Here is a 19,374-nt window from a genome sequence, read left to right as displayed (position 1 = left end):
TTTAGAGCATTTAGAAAAAGTATATTATATCTATAAAATTATGATATATCGTCAATACTTGAATCTTATCTATTGTTTCTAACAAACAATATTTATTATAGAACCTAGTTATAAAGAGGATAAGCGAAGTTATAATACTTATCCTTTTTTATTTATATAAAATATCCATCGCAAAAGAGATAGATTATAAAGAATCACCGTTTATGATCAACCCTCAATTGTATAATTATAATAGAACAAAAAAATAAACTATATAGGAGGATATTATTATGCCCAAAAGAACTAAAGCTAAAAAATTAGCAGATTCTAAAAACGAAGTAATGTCTGGAGTGATTTATTATTTATCAAAAGGTTATAAGTTCTATTATATTACTGTTATATTAGATAATAAAAAAACGATGCGTAAAATATATAATGCGTTTTATAAAGTAAAAACTAAAGAATCAATGGATATTAAAATGACTTCTGCAAAAGGAATTTTAAATGAGAATAATGAATTATACTATCATGCACATATTATCGTAGCAGCAAGTAAAGAATTACCTGTATTGTTTATAGATAAAATAAAAAAGACAGGTGATATTCGTGAAGTAGAAGAAACACAAGAAAGCATATTTGATCAAATGCATAAAATTGCTAACTATTCCAAAAACAATATAGGAGAGACTATAGATACATTTGAATCTCAAAGAGATGAAGTCTTACGTTACTTAAGTGATTTATTTGGAGACGATGCAAATATAGAAGGTATGTTAAGATACGCGTATAACACTAAGCATTTTAAAAACAAAGAAATATTATCCATAATTGATCTTGATTATCATTATCATCAAATATCTACAATACTAGAGTTAATAAGGTATTCCAATGATAGAAAGTATTTAACCTTGGAAAATTATGGAAGGTATTTATCTATTTATTACAACAATGTAGCGATTAATATAAATGCTGAAATATTTAATATAAGAACACAAGAATCTAATATCAAGTATTCAGGTTATTTCAATGCACGGTATGAAAAAATTCTTAGCAAGATTGAAGAATTAGGTATAGATGGAACTAAGTATTTTTATATACAAAAGCTTGAAAGTGTTTTACCGTTATTAAATGAATTAATACGTGATAATCCTGCAAACTATGTTTATACTGATAGAGAAGATATATTTAGTAAATATAGAATCGAGGTATATGCGGAAGAAAAAAGTAATGGTAATGTTAAATTAAAGGCGACTAAGATTCCTAGAGAACGAGAAATAGTAGTATTAATGGAAGAAAGTGAGTAAAAGCAGTATAGTAAAGGATTATAGTGATTAAGAAAGCAAAAGTATATAAGCAAAACAGAGAAGCGAAGTAATCGAGGTATAATATTATATATAAAGTATATAAAAATTAGATATTTTTTAATCAATGAGTATTTGACACAATATACCTATATTAGCATATATAGAGAAGGGAGTTGAGATTTTAGCCCCACCGTGTTGTGCATACTCTATCCTAATAAATTTTATGTATAGCACATACAAAGAACTTTATGTTTCGTCTTGTTTTTGTGCATATTTATTTAGTACATTACTAATAAAATTTAAGTTTTTATTGAGATAGCCTTTTTAAGGCTATCTATTTTTATTTTAAGTAAAAAGATTAGAGATAGATTTTAAGGAGTCTTATAGCTCAAAATATTAGCGTACAATGCAATAAAAAATTATGTAGCTATAAAAAATGAAATTTATTATAGCAGAATAAAGATATTAGTAAGTATTGAAAAATATAAATATATTTCAATACTTACGAAAAAATAATGGATCTCAAAGCATCTAGTAAATATTGATAATAACTGATAAAATGTTTAATTATTTTATTTTCACTTAAACTCTATAATCAGCTAATAATAAAGTTTTTAGCTTCTAAAATTAAGCGTTTTAAGAGGATGTAATTCAGATATCTAATTATTTAATCATGTATTTTATTTTAATGAGCTTAAAGAAGCTATATCGTTTTAAGAATATATTACGAAAAGTAGGAAAAATTCAATAATAATGATTATCGTAAAATCATTGAAAATTTTTAAAAATCCACAGGTGTTTATGGACATTATGCAATATTAATACTAAAAATACTAATTTGATTTCACCATATTTAGCATTATTAGGATTAGGTATATTAGAATTAATAGGTATTTCATTAGTTACAAGAGAATAATTATGATCATGATGTATAATTAATAAAGTAAAACGTAATCTCTGAAATGTATATTAAATATATCGTAGGATATATATTTTATTGGCTAAAAGGTAACGCTTCGGGCGAAGTGTTACCTTTTTTGTATTTTATGCGTTTATTTATGCATTCTATAGTACAGTTTCTAGAACTTGTGACTTTAATTAATATTGTTTTTTATATGAATTAACTTGACATAATATGACAAATTATGATATTATATGAATATATATATGATTTAAGGGGGATTCATTATGAAAGTTGTTGGATATGTAAGGGTAAGTACAGAAGAACAAGCTAAAAGTGGATTGGGTAAAGAAGCTCAAATAAAAAAGATTATGTCATATTGCGAGTTATATGATTTAGAATTAATTGATATCATCGTTGATGATGGCGTATCAGGTAAAACATTAAAAAGAGATGGATTAAATAAAGTTATACATATGATTAATGAAGATATGGTTGATGGTATTGTCGTTGCAAAATTAGATAGATTAACAAGGTCTGTTTCTGATATGGGTTTTTTATTGAATAAAGTATTTAAAAATCATGAGTTATTTTCAGTAAGCGAAAATGTTGATACTAGAACAGCTTCTGGACGTTTAGTATTGAATGTATTAGTTTCTGTTGCTCAATGGGAAAGAGAAACTATTGTTGAAAGGACAAAGGATGCACTTAAAGCTAAACGGGATCGTGGAGAAAAGACTGGTGGCGATATTCCATTTGGATATGATATTCTAAATGGTAAATTAGTTTCAAATGACAATGAGCAAAAGGTTATAAGTTACATTAAAAGGCTTAGAAATAAGGGATATGGTTATAAAAAAATAGCTAATCTATTAAATAACAAAGGTTTAAAAACTAAAAAAGGCAAGAATTTTACACATATGCAAGTTAAGAGAATTATTCAAAGGGAGTTGGCATTAAGATGAATTTTGATGAATTATTGAAAATAGTAGATTCATTATCAAAAGAAGAGAAATTTAAATTATTACAACATATACAGCAACAAATAACGGAAAAAGAATTTTATTCAATTGAAGATATTGCTAATTTATTCGGAATCAATTGGAGAACTGTACAAAGGTATATAAAAATTGGGAAAATAAAAGCCATAAAGTTTGGAAGACAGTGGAGGATACCGAAAAAAGAATTTATTAGATTGAAAAATGAAGGGTTGGATTAATTTAAAAAATCAAATATAAAGAATACCAATAATTGGAATTATTGAAGAAGTTATATTATTAATTTTTATCTAAGAATATAACTATTATATAAAATAAATATTATATCTATCTAAATCTTAAAAAAAATATAACGTTAACATAACATTATGTGCACTTAAAAAAATCAAAAAAATATTAAAATATATATAAAATACAAAAATACATATATATATAATATATATGTATTTTATTTTCAAAATATAAAGTTAGTGGAGAATTAAATATGTGGATAAAAAATTTATCTAAATATAATTTTATAATTCTTTATTATTTAATGGTTATATTATTCTTCATATTATTAATAATGGCTATGAAATATGCAGTATCTGCAAAAGGATACAAAATTAATAATTTGACAATGATACATAATATTAAAGGAAATACAAAGATTGAACAAATTACAGTTCCTTACTATAAAATATTAAAAAGTCCAGATACAGCTATATTTATTGCTAAAATTAAAAATTTTAATCTAAAAAATAATGTTTATTATCTTTATTTACCTCAAATAGATGGTTCTTATCTTGCAGTTTATTCTAATGGAAGATTAATTGGAAGTTATGGATTTTCCAAAAGTCGTAGTGGCAATTTTTGGTATCAACCCTTTTTATTTCAACTTCCAAGTGATACTAATGAAATAAAAATAGAACTTTCAGGTGTTTACAATATAGGAATAGATATTGTTCCAACTATTATATCTGAAAATGAAAAATCAAAATATATTATTCTTTATTTTCTTACAGGTGTATTTTTATATTCTGGTATTGGAATTATATTAATATTAAGTCTTTTTACCTCATTATTATGGAAAAATTTAAATGAAAATCTTAACAATATAAATATTTGCTATTCATTATCAGCATTGTTTGCAGCAATATGGATGTTTGATTTAGTTCCTTTTCAAACAATGGGGAGTTATACAACAATGTTTATAATGAGAAAAATATTTGTTTCATCTTCTTATCTATCTTTTGCTTTCTTCATTTGTGCTACTTCCAGAGAACTTATTACTAAAAATAATAAAATTAAAAAGATGATGTTTTGGATAAATATTATCGGTGCTTTAGCTTTATTATTAACACCAAATTTTTATATTTTCGAACTCTTTATAAGAAAAATATCAATTTTGCTATTTATTAATGTATTATATTTATCAATACTAACTATTAAAAATAACTTACCAATTCAAGGATTATTCATATTATTTACTTCTTTAGCTATATTATATGATTCATTAATACTAATATTTTTATTTAATGAAAAAATAATTTCACCATATGGGATTGTTGTATTATTTTTTGGAATAATTAATAAAATTAAAAATAGATATAATAATTTGATAAATAAACTTTCTTTAGCTCACAAGAAAATTATGATAGATCCTTTAACGGGTGCTTATACTAGAGGTTTTCTTTCAGAAATACGAATAACAAAAGATGATTCAATAGTATTTATTGATTTAAATAATTTTAAGGAAATCAATGATAATTATGGTCATGATGTTGGCGATGATATACTTAAAACTCTAGTTAATGTTTTAAAAACTAATTTAAGAAAGTCTGATTATATAATTAGAATGGGTGGAGATGAATTTTTATTAATATTAAAAGGATGCCCTGTAGAAAAAGCAGAAGAAATAATGAAAATTTCCCGAGAGAAATTTAAATTCTCACATAATATAAGACCTGATTTTTCATATGGAATATCGCCTTTCATATCAGATTTTGATAAAACTCTTATAAATGCTGATAAATTAATGTATGAAATGAAAAGAAAAGTAAAGCAACAAAATAATTTTGATTTTAATCTACATAGAGAAAAAGAACAGTAAAAAATTATTTTTAATTTATTATATACGTATTTATTTCTTTGGTAGGAACAATAATATCATATTAATATATGTATATTATATATAAATTTTATAATTTGTTTTAATATGTACTTTTATAATATAAAAGTACATTTGATTGTTTATTTTTAAAAATGAAAAAGGGGGGAGTTCAGTGAAAAGTATATTTAGTAAGATGATCTTATTTTCATCAATTTTGGTTATGTTAATTGTTATCATTGGAATTGTCAGTGTTATGGGTACCAAAGAGACTATGAATTATACTAAAAGTTTAGAAAATTTTGCAAATTACATTAATATGTTTAACGAGTTAGATTTTAGTATTAAAGATAATATTGATAAAGGAGAAAATATATCTTCTATTTTGAGTAAGCTTAAAAATACATATGGTTCTATTGAAATTGAACTTAAGACACTTTCATCAGAAGAAATTGTAGATAAATTAAGGAATGATTTTAATGAGTTTATTAATCAATTAGAAAATGGAAAATATGATAATAATTTATCTTTAGAAATCAGACAAGGTTTTGATACAGCATTAAACGAATTAGAAGATACCATAAATAAAAAGCACAAAATGATTTATATAACTGTTCTTACTATTTTGGGATTCTCTATTGTTGTTTCAATTATCATTTCATTACTATTCTCAAGAAGTTTAACAAGACCAATAAAGAAAATAATTAAAACATTATCCGATTTAGGTAATGGCAACTTAAATATTAAAATGGATGATATAAAATCAAAAGATGAGCTCGGTCAGGCTGCAAAAGCTTTAGAAAATTTAAGAATAAAACTTTTAGATATTATCACAACTATAACAAATGCTTCAGCTGATTCAGCAGCAGCAAGCGAAGAATTAGCTGTAGGAGCAAATGAGGTTTCAAATAATTTAAACGCAGTAAATTCTGTAATAGATAAAATAAATAGGGAAACTACTGAAAATGCAGCATCATTAGAAGAATTAACAGCAAGTATTGAAGAATTAGCTGCTTCAGCTGATGAGAACTCTAAAACAGCAGTAAATTTACTAGAAAAAAGTGAGAATTCTATAGAATTAATTGAAAATAATAAAAAAGATATTCATACATCTCTTACAAAAGTTATTACAGTAAAAGAAAAGAGTGAAAAGACAAAAAATTCTCTTAATAAATTATCTCAATTTACAGATGATATTAATGAAATAATTATAACTATAAATTCAATAACAGAACAAACAAATTTATTAGCATTAAATGCTGCAATAGAAGCAGCAAGAGCGGGTGATGCTGGAAAAGGATTTGCTGTAGTTGCAGATGAAATAAGAAAATTAGCTGAACAAAGCAGAGCATCAACAGATGAAATTGGTAATATACTTACAAATCTTATAAGCGAAGTAAATGAATCAGTTCAAGATGTTAATGATACAGATGAAGCTGTAGATGAATTAGAAAACACAATTAAAAATATAAATAAATCATTTGAAATACTAAACGAAGCAATGGAAGACATACAAGAAATGATACAAAACATCAGTGCTTCAACAGAAGAGCAAGGTGCTACAGCAGAAGAGATGGCTGCAGCAACGGCTAAGTTAAATGAATTAATACAAACAGCATCTCAAAGCGTTACACAAATGTTTGGAACTATACAAGAAGTAAATGCATCATTAGAAGAGGTAAACGCGTCTTCTCAAAATTTATCAGCATTATCCCAAGAACTACAAGCTAAAATCAATTATTTTACTGTTTAGTTTGATAAAATTTTCTGATTAGATTTATTAAAATTATAATATACTTTAATAATACATTCATTAAAGATTTAGAAAAATGTTACTTTTTATAAAACTTTGAATATTTTTAAAAACATTTAAGTATTATAATAATTACATATATAAATAATATACATATGCATATGTGTCAATTTATGTTTTTATTTTACATTAAAATATAAAAATACAAAAACATAAGGGGGAAGGATATATGAAAAGTTTAAGGAGTCAAATGATATGGATTATTATTTTAATTTCTTTAGTTCCTATGGTTATTTTTACTGTTATAAGTACGTATCAAAATTATAGCAATACTTATAATAACATCACAGATGATTTGAAAATTGCTACAAAAAAACGTGCGGAAATATTAAAAACTTATTTTAAGCCTATAATTAGTGTAATGAATATGTTATCAGACGATGGAAATATAAAAAGTGCTTTAAGTAATAAAAATGAAAACTATGTTATACTTAAAAATTTTGAAAATATTATAAAAAGTTTTAATGATTTTGAGACTATATCTTTGGGTTTAAAAGATAAAACAATTTTACTAAAACCTGATATAGATTTACCACCAAATTATAATCCTACAGTAAGGCCATGGTATAAAACAGCTATGAATAAACCTGGAAAGGTTATTGTTTCAGACCCATATGATGATATGTTGAGTGGCAAGAAATATATAACAGTGTCAAAAACTGTTACTGATAATTACGGAAACATTATTGGTGTTTTAGCAATTGATTTGTCAATAAAAAATTTAGTTGATTCATTTTTAGGCGAACAGGCTTTTGAAGAAGAAGTTGTCTATATTATAAATGAAAGAGGTATAGCTTTAATTCATGAAGATCCTAGTAAATGGGGAGTTGATGTTAGTTCTAGAGAATTTTTTACTAAAGCAACTTCACAAAGTGGTGTAATTAAATATACGTACGATAATGTTACTAAACTGGCTTTTTATTATAAAATACCAGAATTAGGTTGGACAGTATATACTGCAATACCTGAAGATGTTATTCAAAATGCTGTATGGAAAGATTCATATATCTACATAATAATTTCTGGAATTATCATAATTATCGCATTTATAATCGGAATAATGTTTGTCAATAATAGTATTGTAAAACCAATTTCAAAGATGACTCAGGAAATGGAAAAAGTTGGAAATGGAGAATTGAATGTTGAAATTGAATTAAATTCTAAAAATGAATTAGGAAAGCTGGCTCAAATGATGACTAAAACTATACAATCTCTTGCTTTACTTGTTAAAAAAGTAAAAGATTCATCAGAAACATTGATTCAAACATCAACAGAAGTATCTTCTGCTATTGATAAAAATGTAAAAGCAAATAATAATGTCTTTTCTGATATAGAAGAAATTAATGAAAAAATACAAGATGCTTCATCATCATTAGAAGAAACAACAGCAGGAGTAGAAGAAATAGCTGCAGCAGCACAAAGTGTTTCTAAGTCCACTCAAGAAGTTATGGAACAAACAACAGAAGCTTCTAAATTAGCTCAAGAAGGTACAAAAAATGTTGAAGAGGTTAAAGCAAAAATAAATGATGTAAATGAAAAAGCAAAAGAAAATGCAAAAACAGTAAAGTCATTGGCTAATGAAACAGCAAATATTCAAGAAATAGTTGAAACGATAAATTCAATTACTGAACAAACAAATTTATTAGCATTAAATGCCGCAATAGAAGCAGCAAGAGCTGGTGAAGCTGGAAAAGGATTTGCAGTAGTTGCAGATGAAATAAGAAAGTTAGCTGAAGAAAGTAAAAAAGCTACTGAAGAAATTGCTGTAATTTTAGGTAAAATTCAGGAAAGTGCAAATGATGTTGATAAGGAAACTCAAAATGTTGTTAATAGTATTAGTGAAACAAATAAAATGGTATTTCAAATTGCAGAACAATTTGAAAGTATTACTAAAAAAATTGAACAAATATCTATGATGATTGATAACACAGCAGCTTCGGCTGAAGAACAAACAGCGTCAACAGAAGAAATAGCAGCGGCAACTGATACAGCTAATAAAGCAGTTTTAAGTGTTTCTAGTGATGTTATTAAGTTTAAAGACAAAATTGAAGAACAAAATAAAGATTTCGAAAATGTTGCAAAGGCATCAAAAGAATTATCAGATTTAAGTGAAGAGCTAAATAAATTAATTAAACAATTTAAAATTTAATAATAATAGAAGAGATTTTTCTCTTTATTAAATTATAAAGCTTCAATATTAGGAGTTGAAAAAATGAAAAGCTTCAAAACTAATTTTAAAATTTTTCAAATAATTACTATAATAATTTTTATTCTTTATTTTGCTTTTATTGGTTATTCATTTAAAGATATATATTCGTTGAGAAAAAATGAAGAAAAATTAATGGAAATTATTGATAATGGAAATGGAATTAAAAGCGAGATATTGTATAATAATGAATCTCTTGATACTTATCTAAATGAATTAGAAAAGAATTTACTATTATTAAAATTTAATAATGAACAAATTAATTCATGGATTATATCTTTAAAAAATGTTAGTAAAGATTCATCGTTAGATGTAAATTCTAAATTATCAAAATTAAGTCTTGTTATGCATCAAATTATAAAAAAAATAAACTTAAATATTCAGAAAAAAGAATTTTCTACGTTTATGGAAATAATGTTGTTTATGTTTTTGATTTTTATTTTTGAAATTTTAGATTTTTTTATTTTTTCAAAAAATATGGATTTTATTGGCGAAAATATAGATGAAATTAAAAATAAAACAATTAATACAATAAACTCTCATAAACCAACACATGATTATTCATCAAAGTTATTCCAATATGTTGAATTTGATAAACTAAATAATTTTACAAATGAAATGTTTAAAGAAATCGAAATAGAACATGAACTTATTAATATCCCTGAAAGTACTAATATTAATTCACTAATGAAAAACATATTTAATATCTTATCAAAGCATTATGATGATATTGATAGAATAGAGATTTCATATATTAATTTTAAAAATGAGTTAATTACTTTAGGTGAAATATCTAAAGATAACATTAAAATATCTTTAAATGGTGAAAGACATTATTCAAAAAGAAAATCATATTATCATTCATATAATTATAAAATAATTAACGATTTATCACATTGGAATAAATATAAAAAATATCATATTATATCAAGACTAATTGAAAAAGGATACAAATCTTCTTTAGTTCTACCAATAATATTTGGTAATAAACAGATTGGTATTATATTTATAAACAGTAAAAAAATTAATAGATTCGATGATTTTTTTGTGCAAAAAATCAGAAAATATTTTGAAATACTTAATAGTAAAATTTTCTTTACGTATGTAATGCAAGAAACATTTTCTATAATTTCTAACTCTTTCGCAGAAATGACTGAAAATAGAGATTTTGAAACTGGAAATCATACTAATAGAGTTGCATTATATTCACATATTATAGCTAAAAATTTAAAAAATGGACAATTTGATTTTGCTCAAAAAGTATATCTATATGCACCTTTGCATGATATTGGTAAAATTGGAATTCCTGATGATATTTTATTAAAACCTGGAAGATTAACTAATGCAGAGTTTGAAATAATGAAAAGACATCCATTAATTGGCGAAAAAATTATGTTAAATATATCAAATAAATTAAAAATGCTTACTGGTAGTAAGGATGTTCTTGATATTGCTCTTGATATTATATCTGGACATCATGAGAAATGGGATGGAAGTGGATATCCACGTAATTTAAAAGGTGAAAAAATACCATTAGCTGCAAGAATAGTTGCAATTGCTGATGTTTTTGACGCTCTTGTTTCTGATAGACCATATAAAAACGCTTTTTCTTTTGATGATGCTATAAAAATCATAAAAGAAGGTGCTGGAAAACATTTTGATCCAGATTTAGTAAAAATCTTTTTAGATAATCTTGATGAAATAAAATCTGTTTATAATGAGTTTTCTTATTCAAAAGTTGAAATTTCTAAAGAAAATAATTCATATAAAAATTTACGCAAAAATCATGAATAAATATTTTGTTAAATGATTTGATTGACATAGTTAACCAATTTAAATTGAGTTAGGTTGGTGATATGATGCTACAATATATAACCATTGTATTAAATAAAGATAAATATGCAATTCAAATGGAAAATGTACAAGAAATAATAAAATATGAAAATATTGTAAAGATTCCAGGTACAGATAATTATATTATAGGTATTATTAATTTGAGAGATAAAACTATTCCGATAATGAATATAAAAAGTAAAATGAATATTGGTAATAATATTGCACCAGATTCAAAAATAGTTATTTTAACTCATAACGGTATTTTAATGGGTATAATTGTTGATGATACTGCAGAGATGCTGCATATCGATGATGAGTCAAATATAGAAAATATAAAAGAATCTGAGTATTTTTCTTCTGTTATAAAAAAGAGAGATTTATTATATAAGGTAATTAATATAGATAAGCTATTTGAAGGTAGCAAAAAAATATATGTGAATAATAATACAACTGAACCCGAAGAATTAATAAATGAAAATTTAGTACAAATCCTTAAATTTAAATTAGGTAATGAAATAATGGCTATTCCTGTAGAAAACGTTAAAGAGATTGTTAAAAATCCAGAAATATACTCTATACCAGATATGCCTGATTTTGTAAAAGGTGTAACTTCATTAAGAGGAGAAATTATTCAAATTATAGATTTAAATAAATTATTCCAAAAAGATAATTTAAATCTTAGAGAATTAATAATCATAGAAATATATGGAATAAAATTCGGATTACATGTAGAAGAAGTGAGAAATATTGTAAATGTAAGCATAGATGAAATAAACAAATTACCGATTACAAATAAAAACTCAAAGGTTATGGGGGTCATTAATTTAGATTCTGAAATAGTTTCTTTATTAGATTTAGAAAAAGTATTCGGAGAATTAGGAATAGAAATAAGTAAAAATATTGAAGATAAAACAGGGGAAACTCGTTCTTTACATGAAGATTCAAAATTATTCTTAAGATTTAAATTATTAGAAGAATATTATGCAATAGAGATAGAAAAAATTAGAGAAATTACAACATTAGAAAAAGATAATGTTGAGGATGTAGTGAATATTAGAGGAGAAATTATTCCATTGATAGATTTAAAAGAAAAATTCTATTATAATAAAAATAACTCAAAGAATGTTGTTATTGTAAAAGGAAAAGAAAAAGATTTTGGAATGATTGTAGACAAGGTAGAAGAAATAATGAATGTTCTTAATCATGAAATAGAAAGTGTTCCTGAAGAGATTTTAGAAAATGCATCTAATACTAAATATCTAAAAAATATTATTAATAGAAAAGATGATTTAATTTTTGTTATTGATGTTGATAAGTTTTTTGTTTGATAATGAGACCATAAAAAATTTTGTGTATTGTATTGTGTATATGAAAATAATAAAACCCGCCTCTAATTTTATTTATAGAAGCGGGTTTTATTTTTTAATATAATCTTGACTATATTTAATAAACTATTTTTTGGGCTTTATTATTGATCTAAATTAATAGTTATATTTACATTTTCGCTATTTACAGTTATTGTTGTAGAATAATCTGAAACTAGTGAATCAAAGTCTATTGGTAAAGTTATATTTGTTGTATATACGTCGATATCATATTCACCATTTGGATACTTTCCTAAATAAAATTTCCCATTTTTGTTTGATAAAGTTACTCTTAAAATCGTTGATTCATCTGTTGGTGTTGAGGATAATGTAATTACAGCCTTACTAACTGGGTTATTAGAAACATCTAAAATTTGCCCTTTTATAATAAATTCATCAGAAACATTTTTTCCTCTAAATGATGGTTTCAATACCGGAATTAACATAAAACTATTACCAATACTTTTTAAAGAACTTGCAACATCAAAATCTAATACTAATTCACCATCATTATTTATATCAATTCCTACATTTGGTATAACTAATTTTCCATTAGCAGCTACTGTTATACTTTCCTCTGTATTATTTATAACCACAGTAGCATTTTGCTCTACATTTATATGGATAGTACCCAATTCAGCACCTTTTGGTATTTTGAAAGTAAACAAACTTACTTCAGTTCCAGCTAAACTTAAAACATCATATTCCTTATTTACTAAAACAGGTGTTGATTCATAACTTTCCCCATTTAAATCATAGGTAAAATACATATCTTTAATGAAAACCTTTAATGCGTCTATATCACTAATAGGATTATCTGTTAATAATACTTCTAACGATGCATCTTCATTTAAAGAACTATCTTTATCCGAAATTTTTGCTGAAAAACACCCTACTAAACTAAAAGACAATATAATTAATAAAAGTGATATAAAAAATACTCTTTTTTTACTCATATTATCCCCTCCTTAACTTGTTTGATTTATATACATATTAATTATACCATTTTTTTATAAAAAACAAAATATATATTTTTTTTATATTATTGATTATATAAGCATTAGATGGATTTTAACACAAACATTTTTTTATTTGGAATAATATTATTCATGAATTATTGATAAATATTATATTTAATTTTAATTATTGAATATTTTCCTTGTCAAAAAACTGTATATGTTTTAAATTTAACCAAAAAAATATTTTAAGTAATTTATAATACGTTAAAATGATGCAGCTAGTCTTATCCAAGCTTTTATTATATGCATAATATTAAATTCTGAAACTAAAACATCCACATAATTATCCAATTTCTTATAACTATACTTATCGGAAGTTGGATTTTATTATTATCAAAAAAAATATTGGAATTTTTAGAATCTATCTATTTTAAATTATGAAATAGCTTTTGATTCATCTTAATTATAATATTTTACATTTGATGAATTAGAAGATTTTATAAGTATGATATTGAAGATTAAAAACAATGTTATAAATAAATTAATTAAAGAGATGGAGATATAATGAGTGATTATGCTTTAAAGATATTTGAAAATGAAGAACTTGGTAATGTTAGAGTTATTATGAAAGATAATGAGCCTTGGTTTGTTGGAAAAGATGTTACGAATATTTTAGGATATAAAAATACTAAAGACATACTAATAAAACACGTAGATGTCGAAGATAAGCAAGTTTTGCAAAGGTCGCAAAACGCTACCTTAGAAATTCCAAATAGAGGTTTAACTGCCATTAACGAATATGGGTTATATTCTCTTATTTTAAAATCGAAATTGTCAACAGATAAAAAGTTTAAACATTGAGTAACTTCTGAAATGTTATCAACTATTAGAAAATATGAAGTATATATTCATTAAAATAATTATAAAGTTTATATATTAAAAAAGGCAAAATAGCATACTATTGTTTTACTATACGTATAATATTATTAATAATCATATTTTTTAGTGTATAAATGACATAAGATATATTTTTTATTATTATTTGTTTATTATATTTATAATAATAGAAAGTTTATATATCCTTTATAATAACATTTTTAAAAGTATATGTAATATTATTTGAAATTAATAGGTATTTTTGATATAATAAATGTAAAAACAGGAGGGATAAATATGAAAGTTATATCTATAAATAATATGAAAGGTGGAGTTGGAAAGACTTTTATCGTATTTAATTTGGCCACATATATTAATTTCTTGCAAAAATCTAAAAAAAACAAAAAAATTTTAGTGATTGATTTAGATCCTCAAGCTAATACTAGTGAAAATTTTCTTGACAATGAACAACTTAATTATACAGAAGATTTAAATATTTCAATGTTATTTGAAGAAGATATTGATATCCCAAGATGGAAAAGTTTAATAATGCCAACAAAATTTGAAAATATTGATATAGTTCCTTCTTTACTTACTTTAGCTAAAGTAGAAAATTCATCAATTAATATAATGGATAGAACATCAAGATTAAAATATTTTATTGATGAATATGGAAAAAACTATGATTATATCATAATCGATAATCCACCTTCAACTAATATATTTACAGCAAACGCATTAAAAGTAGCTGAATATATTTTTATTCCATTATTACCAGATAGACTTTCATTAGTAGGATTAGATTTAATGTTTGAAAATATTTTAATTGCCCAAAAATTCAATAAAAATTTAAAAGTGGGTGGCTTAATATTAAATATGCTTGATAGAAGATATAAAACACATTCAATTATTTTAAATGTAATTGAAAGAAAATTTTCAAATTATATTATAAATCCACCTTTAGGTAAAAAAGCTGATTTTCAAACTGCATTAGATATGAAAGAACCTTTGTTTAAAGTAGCTTCTACTTCTTCAAAAGCCCATATACAAATGGCTGAATTAATGAAAAATATTATAAAAATAGTTAATCAAGAAGGTGGCGTATAAAATGAGTAAAAAATATGAAGGATTAAAAACTTTATACGAAGATCGTAGTGATTCGGTAAAAACGAATATCGAAGAATTAGAAAAAAACAAACAGAATTATGGTCAACAGAGTAGAACTGTTCAACAGAATAAAAGTGGTCAACAAAGTAGAACTGTTCAACAGAATTATGGTCAACAGAGTAGAACTGTTCAACAGAATTATGGTCAACAGAGTAGAACTGTTCAACAGAATTATGGTCAACAGAGTAGAACTGTTCAACAGAATAGAATTAGTCAACAAAATGAAAGTAGTCAACAGAGTAGAACAGAAAAAAACGATAATGGTCAACAGAGTAGAACAGAAAAAAACGATAATGGTCAACAGAGTAGAACAGAAAAAAACGATAATGGTCAACAGAGTAGAACAGAAAAAAACGATGATGTTTTAAAAAATACTAATGCTAGTCAACAGAGTAGAATAGTAGAAATTAATAATGATATTTTTGTGAATTTAATAAATGAAGTATCAGAATGGAATGTTAATTATGCAACAAAAATACTTTTTTTACAGGTGTTTTCGCATTATATGTCGCCAAAGTTTGAAACAAGTATTTCACAGATTCAAAAAATTACTAAAAAATCTAGACAATCAATAGCAAATTTTTACAATGAATTAGAAAATATTGATGAAATAAGAATTACAAAATTAAATATAGGAACTGTTATAGATTTGAGAATTTTATTAGAAAAAATCAGTGGTCAACAGAGTAGAACGAGTAGTAGTAGTAATAATATTATTATAAATAATAAAAATAACTACTACTACAATGGTCAACAGAATAGACTAGATAAATTAAATTATGATGAAGCTATAGAATATTCATTAATTTTATCAATCCTTAAAATAGATATCTTTGAATTAAATAAAATATTTATTGATACTTCTATAAACATATTAAAAAATCAAGATAAAGAAGTTCTTTTAAAATCAATTCTATATGCAAAATTAAATGGAAAAAATTTTGAAGCATATTTTCTAAAAACTGTAAAAAATAGATATTATGAAGCTTTAAATTTAAAATTTGAAGAAGAAATAATTCCAAGCATCTTAAAATTTATATCTAAAATAAAAGAATTAAATCTAAAAGATATTCATGACTTTTTATTTGAGCATAAAGATGATATGATGGAGATATTTAATAAATTTAAAGAAGTTAAATATATTAAAAACAATAACTATTTGAATTTAATTAGTGAATTTTATGAATTAGATGATTATAGAAATATGAAAAATACTTTAAATACCATTATTGACGAAAAAAATAAGATTTTCGATTTTTTGGAAAATAAACATTATATTGAAGATCAATTTTTAAAGTATAAACGTTAAAAATGAGTGTGCAAAAATAAATCCCATTATTTAAAAAAGTAAAATTTAAAGTTTTTAATAATCATATGAAAATAGTAAAAACAACTATACTTTTAATAAATTCGAAAGCATTAAAGCTACTATTAGAATTAGCTGATATTGTAGAGCCAGCCGAATAAAACCCTTCTCATACGCTAATATTTGCTATCATACTCGTTTAAAAATAACTTTTTTGATTAAAAACTCATCTAATAAAAACAGACACCTTAAATCATCTTATTTTAATTAACATGATGTAACAATAAAAAATGCCTGCGATTGCAGGCTCACAATATAACATAAAACTTATAGAATGTTTTAAGTATCTACTTAAATTATATCATTTTTGTTATTAAAGTTCAAATTGCAGGTGATAATGTGATAGATGATTATAATTTAAACAAATTAGGATATACCTATGGGTTAGCTGTAAGATTAGACTATTCTATTAGATTAAAATTTGCAAAAGAATTAAATTATTTACTTAAAAAAGGTGCATTAGAAAAAATATTTCATCTATTTATTGATTATTCTTCAAAATACAATATTAGAATACCTGATCCGCTTACATTAAATATTGAAAATTATGAAGCTGTTAAAAAATTTGTAAAGGGATATTGCTTAGGTATGCTTATAACTAATTAAAAAAAATGTCTATCATGTTTATATATGAATGCATATAGAATTTCAAAATTAGCCGTTTTAAGGGCATTAAAATTTCAATAAATAGGTTTTGTTATAAAAACAAAAACAAAGGGCATACAGGCTCAAATTTTAGCGTTTATGGCAAGGAATATATGAGAATATTCTCAAGATGGAGGCGAAATGATGAGACGATTCTGTACAAGTGGACCTGTTGATAAGAAAACATGTTACTATGTAGAAAGAACAAAGTTAATGAAAGAAGCGATTGATCATATAGAAAATTGGAGATACTTTACAGTATCAGCACCAAGACAAACAGGGAAGACTACATTTTTGAATGAAATAGTGAAAAAGATAAAAGATAAATATTTACCTATATTTATATCTTTTGAAAGTTATATGAATAAAGATGAAAAAGATTTTCTTGAGACATTAGTAGAAGATATTAATAGATCATATAAAAAGATATATAAAGAAGAAAAATTAATTGAAAAAACACCAAAAAATATTGATGATATAAGAAATACAATAGAAAAATTGTATACAACAAAAAATAAAGAAATAGTGTTAATGATAGATGAATTTGAAAGGCTTGATGATGAAAGAATAATGAATCAATTTTTACATGTAATAAGAACAATATATCACAGCAGAGAAATATATGGATTAAGAAGTGTAATACTAATAAGCGTAGGATATTTAAGTGGAATATTAGAGGATAATGCAAGCCCATTTAATATAGCAGAACATATGGAAGTGCCATATTTTACTAAAGAACAAGTATATGACTTATTGAATCAACATGAAAAAGAAACAGGGCAGATATTTGAAGAGGAAGTAAAAGAACTCATATGGCATAATGCAGGAGGACAACCCGGATTAACCAATGCATTAGCCTATGATTTAGTAGCGAAAAAAGCTAAGAGTGAAAAGATAATAACGAAAGAATATTTTGAAAAAACATTAAATGATTTTATGTATGTATATATAGATAAAAACATAGCTAATATAATAAACAAAGCAAAAAAAGAAAAAGAATTGGTAATGAAAATATTATTTGAACCAGGAAGCGTTGAATTTAATATATATGATGAAAGGATAAATTATCTATATTTAAATGGAGTAATAGATAATTGTGAAGGGAAATGTTGTGTAAGAGTACCGTTATATTACAAAGCATTATATGACAGATTTAAGCCGCAAATAAATGGAGAAAAAGAAAAAATGAAACCATTTGGAGAAACGATAAAAAATTATATAGATAATAACGGTATATTAGATTTAAATAAACTAATAGAACGCTATACAAAATATATAAAACAAAGAGGAGCAATAATGTTTAAAGGAAGAAATTACTATGAAGGAGTATATCAATACAATTTAGATCAATTTCTGAGTTTATATGTAGAAGCAGCAGAAGGAAAAGTATATCCTGAAACACAGGTCGGCGGAGGAAGGATAGATTTATTAATAAATTTAAATAACAGAGAATACTTAATAGAAGTAAAAGCGAATATAGATACAGATGAATATGAAAAAGCGAAAAAACAATTATTTGAATACGTAACAAGAAAAGGATTAAAAGAAGGATGGTTAATAGTATATTCTAATTCAATAGAAGATTTTGAATATATAATGGAAGAAAAAGATGGAATCAAAATTCATATATGGTTTATAAAAACAGATTTTGAAAGTCCATCTAAAGTTAGATAAAAGGATACAGAAAAAATTGTTCAGATAGCAGATAAATTAGATATTAACATGATGCCAAATTAAAATCAAAAAGGGAGAGGCAGATTATAACAGAGAGCAAAAGTATAATTTTTTGATAAAATAAAAAATGAAATTCATACAACTTTAGAAAGTATTGTTGAGATTATTAATCAAAAATTCTTCACACACGTTAATAT

At 24.1% G+C, this 19,374-nt stretch carries 14 protein-coding genes; 13 read left to right on the top strand and 1 reads right to left on the bottom strand.

All coding sequences use genetic code 11. The features are described 5' to 3' along the window. The first annotated feature begins 269 nt into the window (after positions 1-269). From ACZ5CK_RS11035 to ACZ5CK_RS11000, 8 genes are all read left to right on the top strand, one after another. Positions 270-1,283 (top strand): hypothetical protein, encoded by a 1,014-nt coding sequence (locus tag ACZ5CK_RS11035; RefSeq protein ID WP_280996317.1) that lies wholly within the window; start codon positions 270-272, stop codon positions 1,281-1,283. A 1,188-nt stretch (positions 1,284-2,471) separates the two neighbouring features. Further along, a complete protein-coding gene (locus ACZ5CK_RS11030) occupies positions 2,472-3,149 on the top strand; it encodes a recombinase family protein (protein WP_280996319.1) in 678 nt (225 codons plus the stop codon). Then, entirely contained in the window at positions 3,146-3,403 is a 258-nt protein-coding gene (locus tag ACZ5CK_RS11025) for a helix-turn-helix domain-containing protein (RefSeq protein WP_280996287.1), read from the top strand. Before ACZ5CK_RS11030 ends, ACZ5CK_RS11025 begins: the two co-directional genes overlap by 4 nt. A 263-nt stretch (positions 3,404-3,666) precedes the next feature. Continuing rightward, positions 3,667-5,274, top strand: a complete 1,608-nt coding sequence (locus ACZ5CK_RS11020) for a GGDEF domain-containing protein (protein WP_464583002.1) — start codon at positions 3,667-3,669, stop codon at positions 5,272-5,274. A 172-nt stretch (positions 5,275-5,446) separates the two neighbouring features. Next, complete coding sequence (locus ACZ5CK_RS11015; protein ID WP_464583001.1) at positions 5,447-7,024, top strand: methyl-accepting chemotaxis protein; 1,578 nt, start codon at positions 5,447-5,449, stop codon at positions 7,022-7,024. A gap of 229 nt (positions 7,025-7,253) precedes the next feature. Further along, the gene (locus ACZ5CK_RS11010) at positions 7,254-9,233 is read left to right on the top strand and encodes a methyl-accepting chemotaxis protein (protein ID WP_464583000.1); all 1,980 of its coding nucleotides are present in this window, start codon (positions 7,254-7,256) and stop codon (positions 9,231-9,233) included. A 63-nt stretch (positions 9,234-9,296) separates the two neighbouring features. Then, on the top strand, positions 9,297-11,084 hold the full coding sequence (locus ACZ5CK_RS11005) for an HD domain-containing phosphohydrolase (protein ID WP_280996294.1): 1,788 nt from the start codon (positions 9,297-9,299) through the stop codon (positions 11,082-11,084). Between the two features lie 65 nt (positions 11,085-11,149). Further along, entirely contained in the window at positions 11,150-12,454 is a 1,305-nt protein-coding gene (locus ACZ5CK_RS11000) for a chemotaxis protein CheW (RefSeq protein WP_280996296.1), read from the top strand. A gap of 140 nt (positions 12,455-12,594) precedes the next feature. On the opposite strand, the gene ACZ5CK_RS10995 is transcribed toward ACZ5CK_RS11000, so the two are convergent. Further along, on the bottom strand, positions 12,595-13,446 hold the full coding sequence (locus ACZ5CK_RS10995; RefSeq protein WP_280996298.1) for a DUF4382 domain-containing protein: 852 nt from the start codon (positions 13,444-13,446) through the stop codon (positions 12,595-12,597). A 567-nt stretch (positions 13,447-14,013) separates the two neighbouring features. Here ACZ5CK_RS10995 and ACZ5CK_RS10990 point away from each other — a divergent pair. The 5 genes from ACZ5CK_RS10990 (at position 14,014) to ACZ5CK_RS10970 (ending at position 19,177) form a co-directional block, all read left to right on the top strand. Beyond that, complete coding sequence (locus ACZ5CK_RS10990; RefSeq protein ID WP_464582999.1) at positions 14,014-14,310, top strand: BRO-N domain-containing protein; 297 nt, start codon at positions 14,014-14,016, stop codon at positions 14,308-14,310. 312 nt (positions 14,311-14,622) lie between these two features. Further along, on the top strand, positions 14,623-15,432 hold the full coding sequence (locus ACZ5CK_RS10985) for a ParA family protein (protein ID WP_464582998.1): 810 nt from the start codon (positions 14,623-14,625) through the stop codon (positions 15,430-15,432). Between the two features lies 1 nt (position 15,433). Beyond that, entirely contained in the window at positions 15,434-16,801 is a 1,368-nt protein-coding gene (locus ACZ5CK_RS10980; RefSeq protein WP_280996300.1) for a hypothetical protein, read from the top strand. A gap of 396 nt (positions 16,802-17,197) precedes the next feature. Next, positions 17,198-17,464, top strand: coding sequence for a hypothetical protein (locus tag ACZ5CK_RS10975; RefSeq protein ID WP_280996302.1), 267 nt, complete (start codon positions 17,198-17,200; stop codon positions 17,462-17,464). A gap of 183 nt (positions 17,465-17,647) precedes the next feature. Next, entirely contained in the window at positions 17,648-19,177 is a 1,530-nt protein-coding gene (locus ACZ5CK_RS10970; RefSeq protein ID WP_464582997.1) for an AAA-like domain-containing protein, read from the top strand. Positions 19,178-19,374: the final 197 nt, after the last annotated feature.

It is taken from the genome of Marinitoga okinawensis (assembly GCF_055387075.1).
This window is presented reverse-complemented; position numbering and strand designations above follow the sequence as displayed.

Bases quoted from the DNA above. Each gene is read 5' to 3' on its own strand.
- ACZ5CK_RS11035 (WP_280996317.1), top strand. From the start codon at position 270: ATGCCCAAAAGAACTAAAGCTAAAAAATTAGCAGATTCTAAAAACGAA.
- ACZ5CK_RS11030 (WP_280996319.1), top strand. From the start codon at position 2,472: ATGAAAGTTGTTGGATATGTAAGGGTAAGTACAGAAGAACAAGCTAAA.
- ACZ5CK_RS11025 (WP_280996287.1), top strand. From the start codon at position 3,146: ATGAATTTTGATGAATTATTGAAAATAGTAGATTCATTATCAAAAGAA.
- ACZ5CK_RS11020 (WP_464583002.1), top strand. From the start codon at position 3,667: ATGTGGATAAAAAATTTATCTAAATATAATTTTATAATTCTTTATTAT.
- ACZ5CK_RS11010 (WP_464583000.1), top strand. From the start codon at position 7,254: ATGAAAAGTTTAAGGAGTCAAATGATATGGATTATTATTTTAATTTCT.
- ACZ5CK_RS11005 (WP_280996294.1), top strand. From the start codon at position 9,297: ATGAAAAGCTTCAAAACTAATTTTAAAATTTTTCAAATAATTACTATA.
- ACZ5CK_RS11000 (WP_280996296.1), top strand. From the start codon at position 11,150: ATGCTACAATATATAACCATTGTATTAAATAAAGATAAATATGCAATT.
- ACZ5CK_RS10995 (WP_280996298.1), bottom strand. From the start codon at position 13,446: ATGAGTAAAAAAAGAGTATTTTTTATATCACTTTTATTAATTATATTG.
- ACZ5CK_RS10990 (WP_464582999.1), top strand. From the start codon at position 14,014: ATGAGTGATTATGCTTTAAAGATATTTGAAAATGAAGAACTTGGTAAT.
- ACZ5CK_RS10985 (WP_464582998.1), top strand. From the start codon at position 14,623: ATGAAAGTTATATCTATAAATAATATGAAAGGTGGAGTTGGAAAGACT.
- ACZ5CK_RS10980 (WP_280996300.1), top strand. From the start codon at position 15,434: ATGAGTAAAAAATATGAAGGATTAAAAACTTTATACGAAGATCGTAGT.
- ACZ5CK_RS10970 (WP_464582997.1), top strand. From the start codon at position 17,648: ATGAGACGATTCTGTACAAGTGGACCTGTTGATAAGAAAACATGTTAC.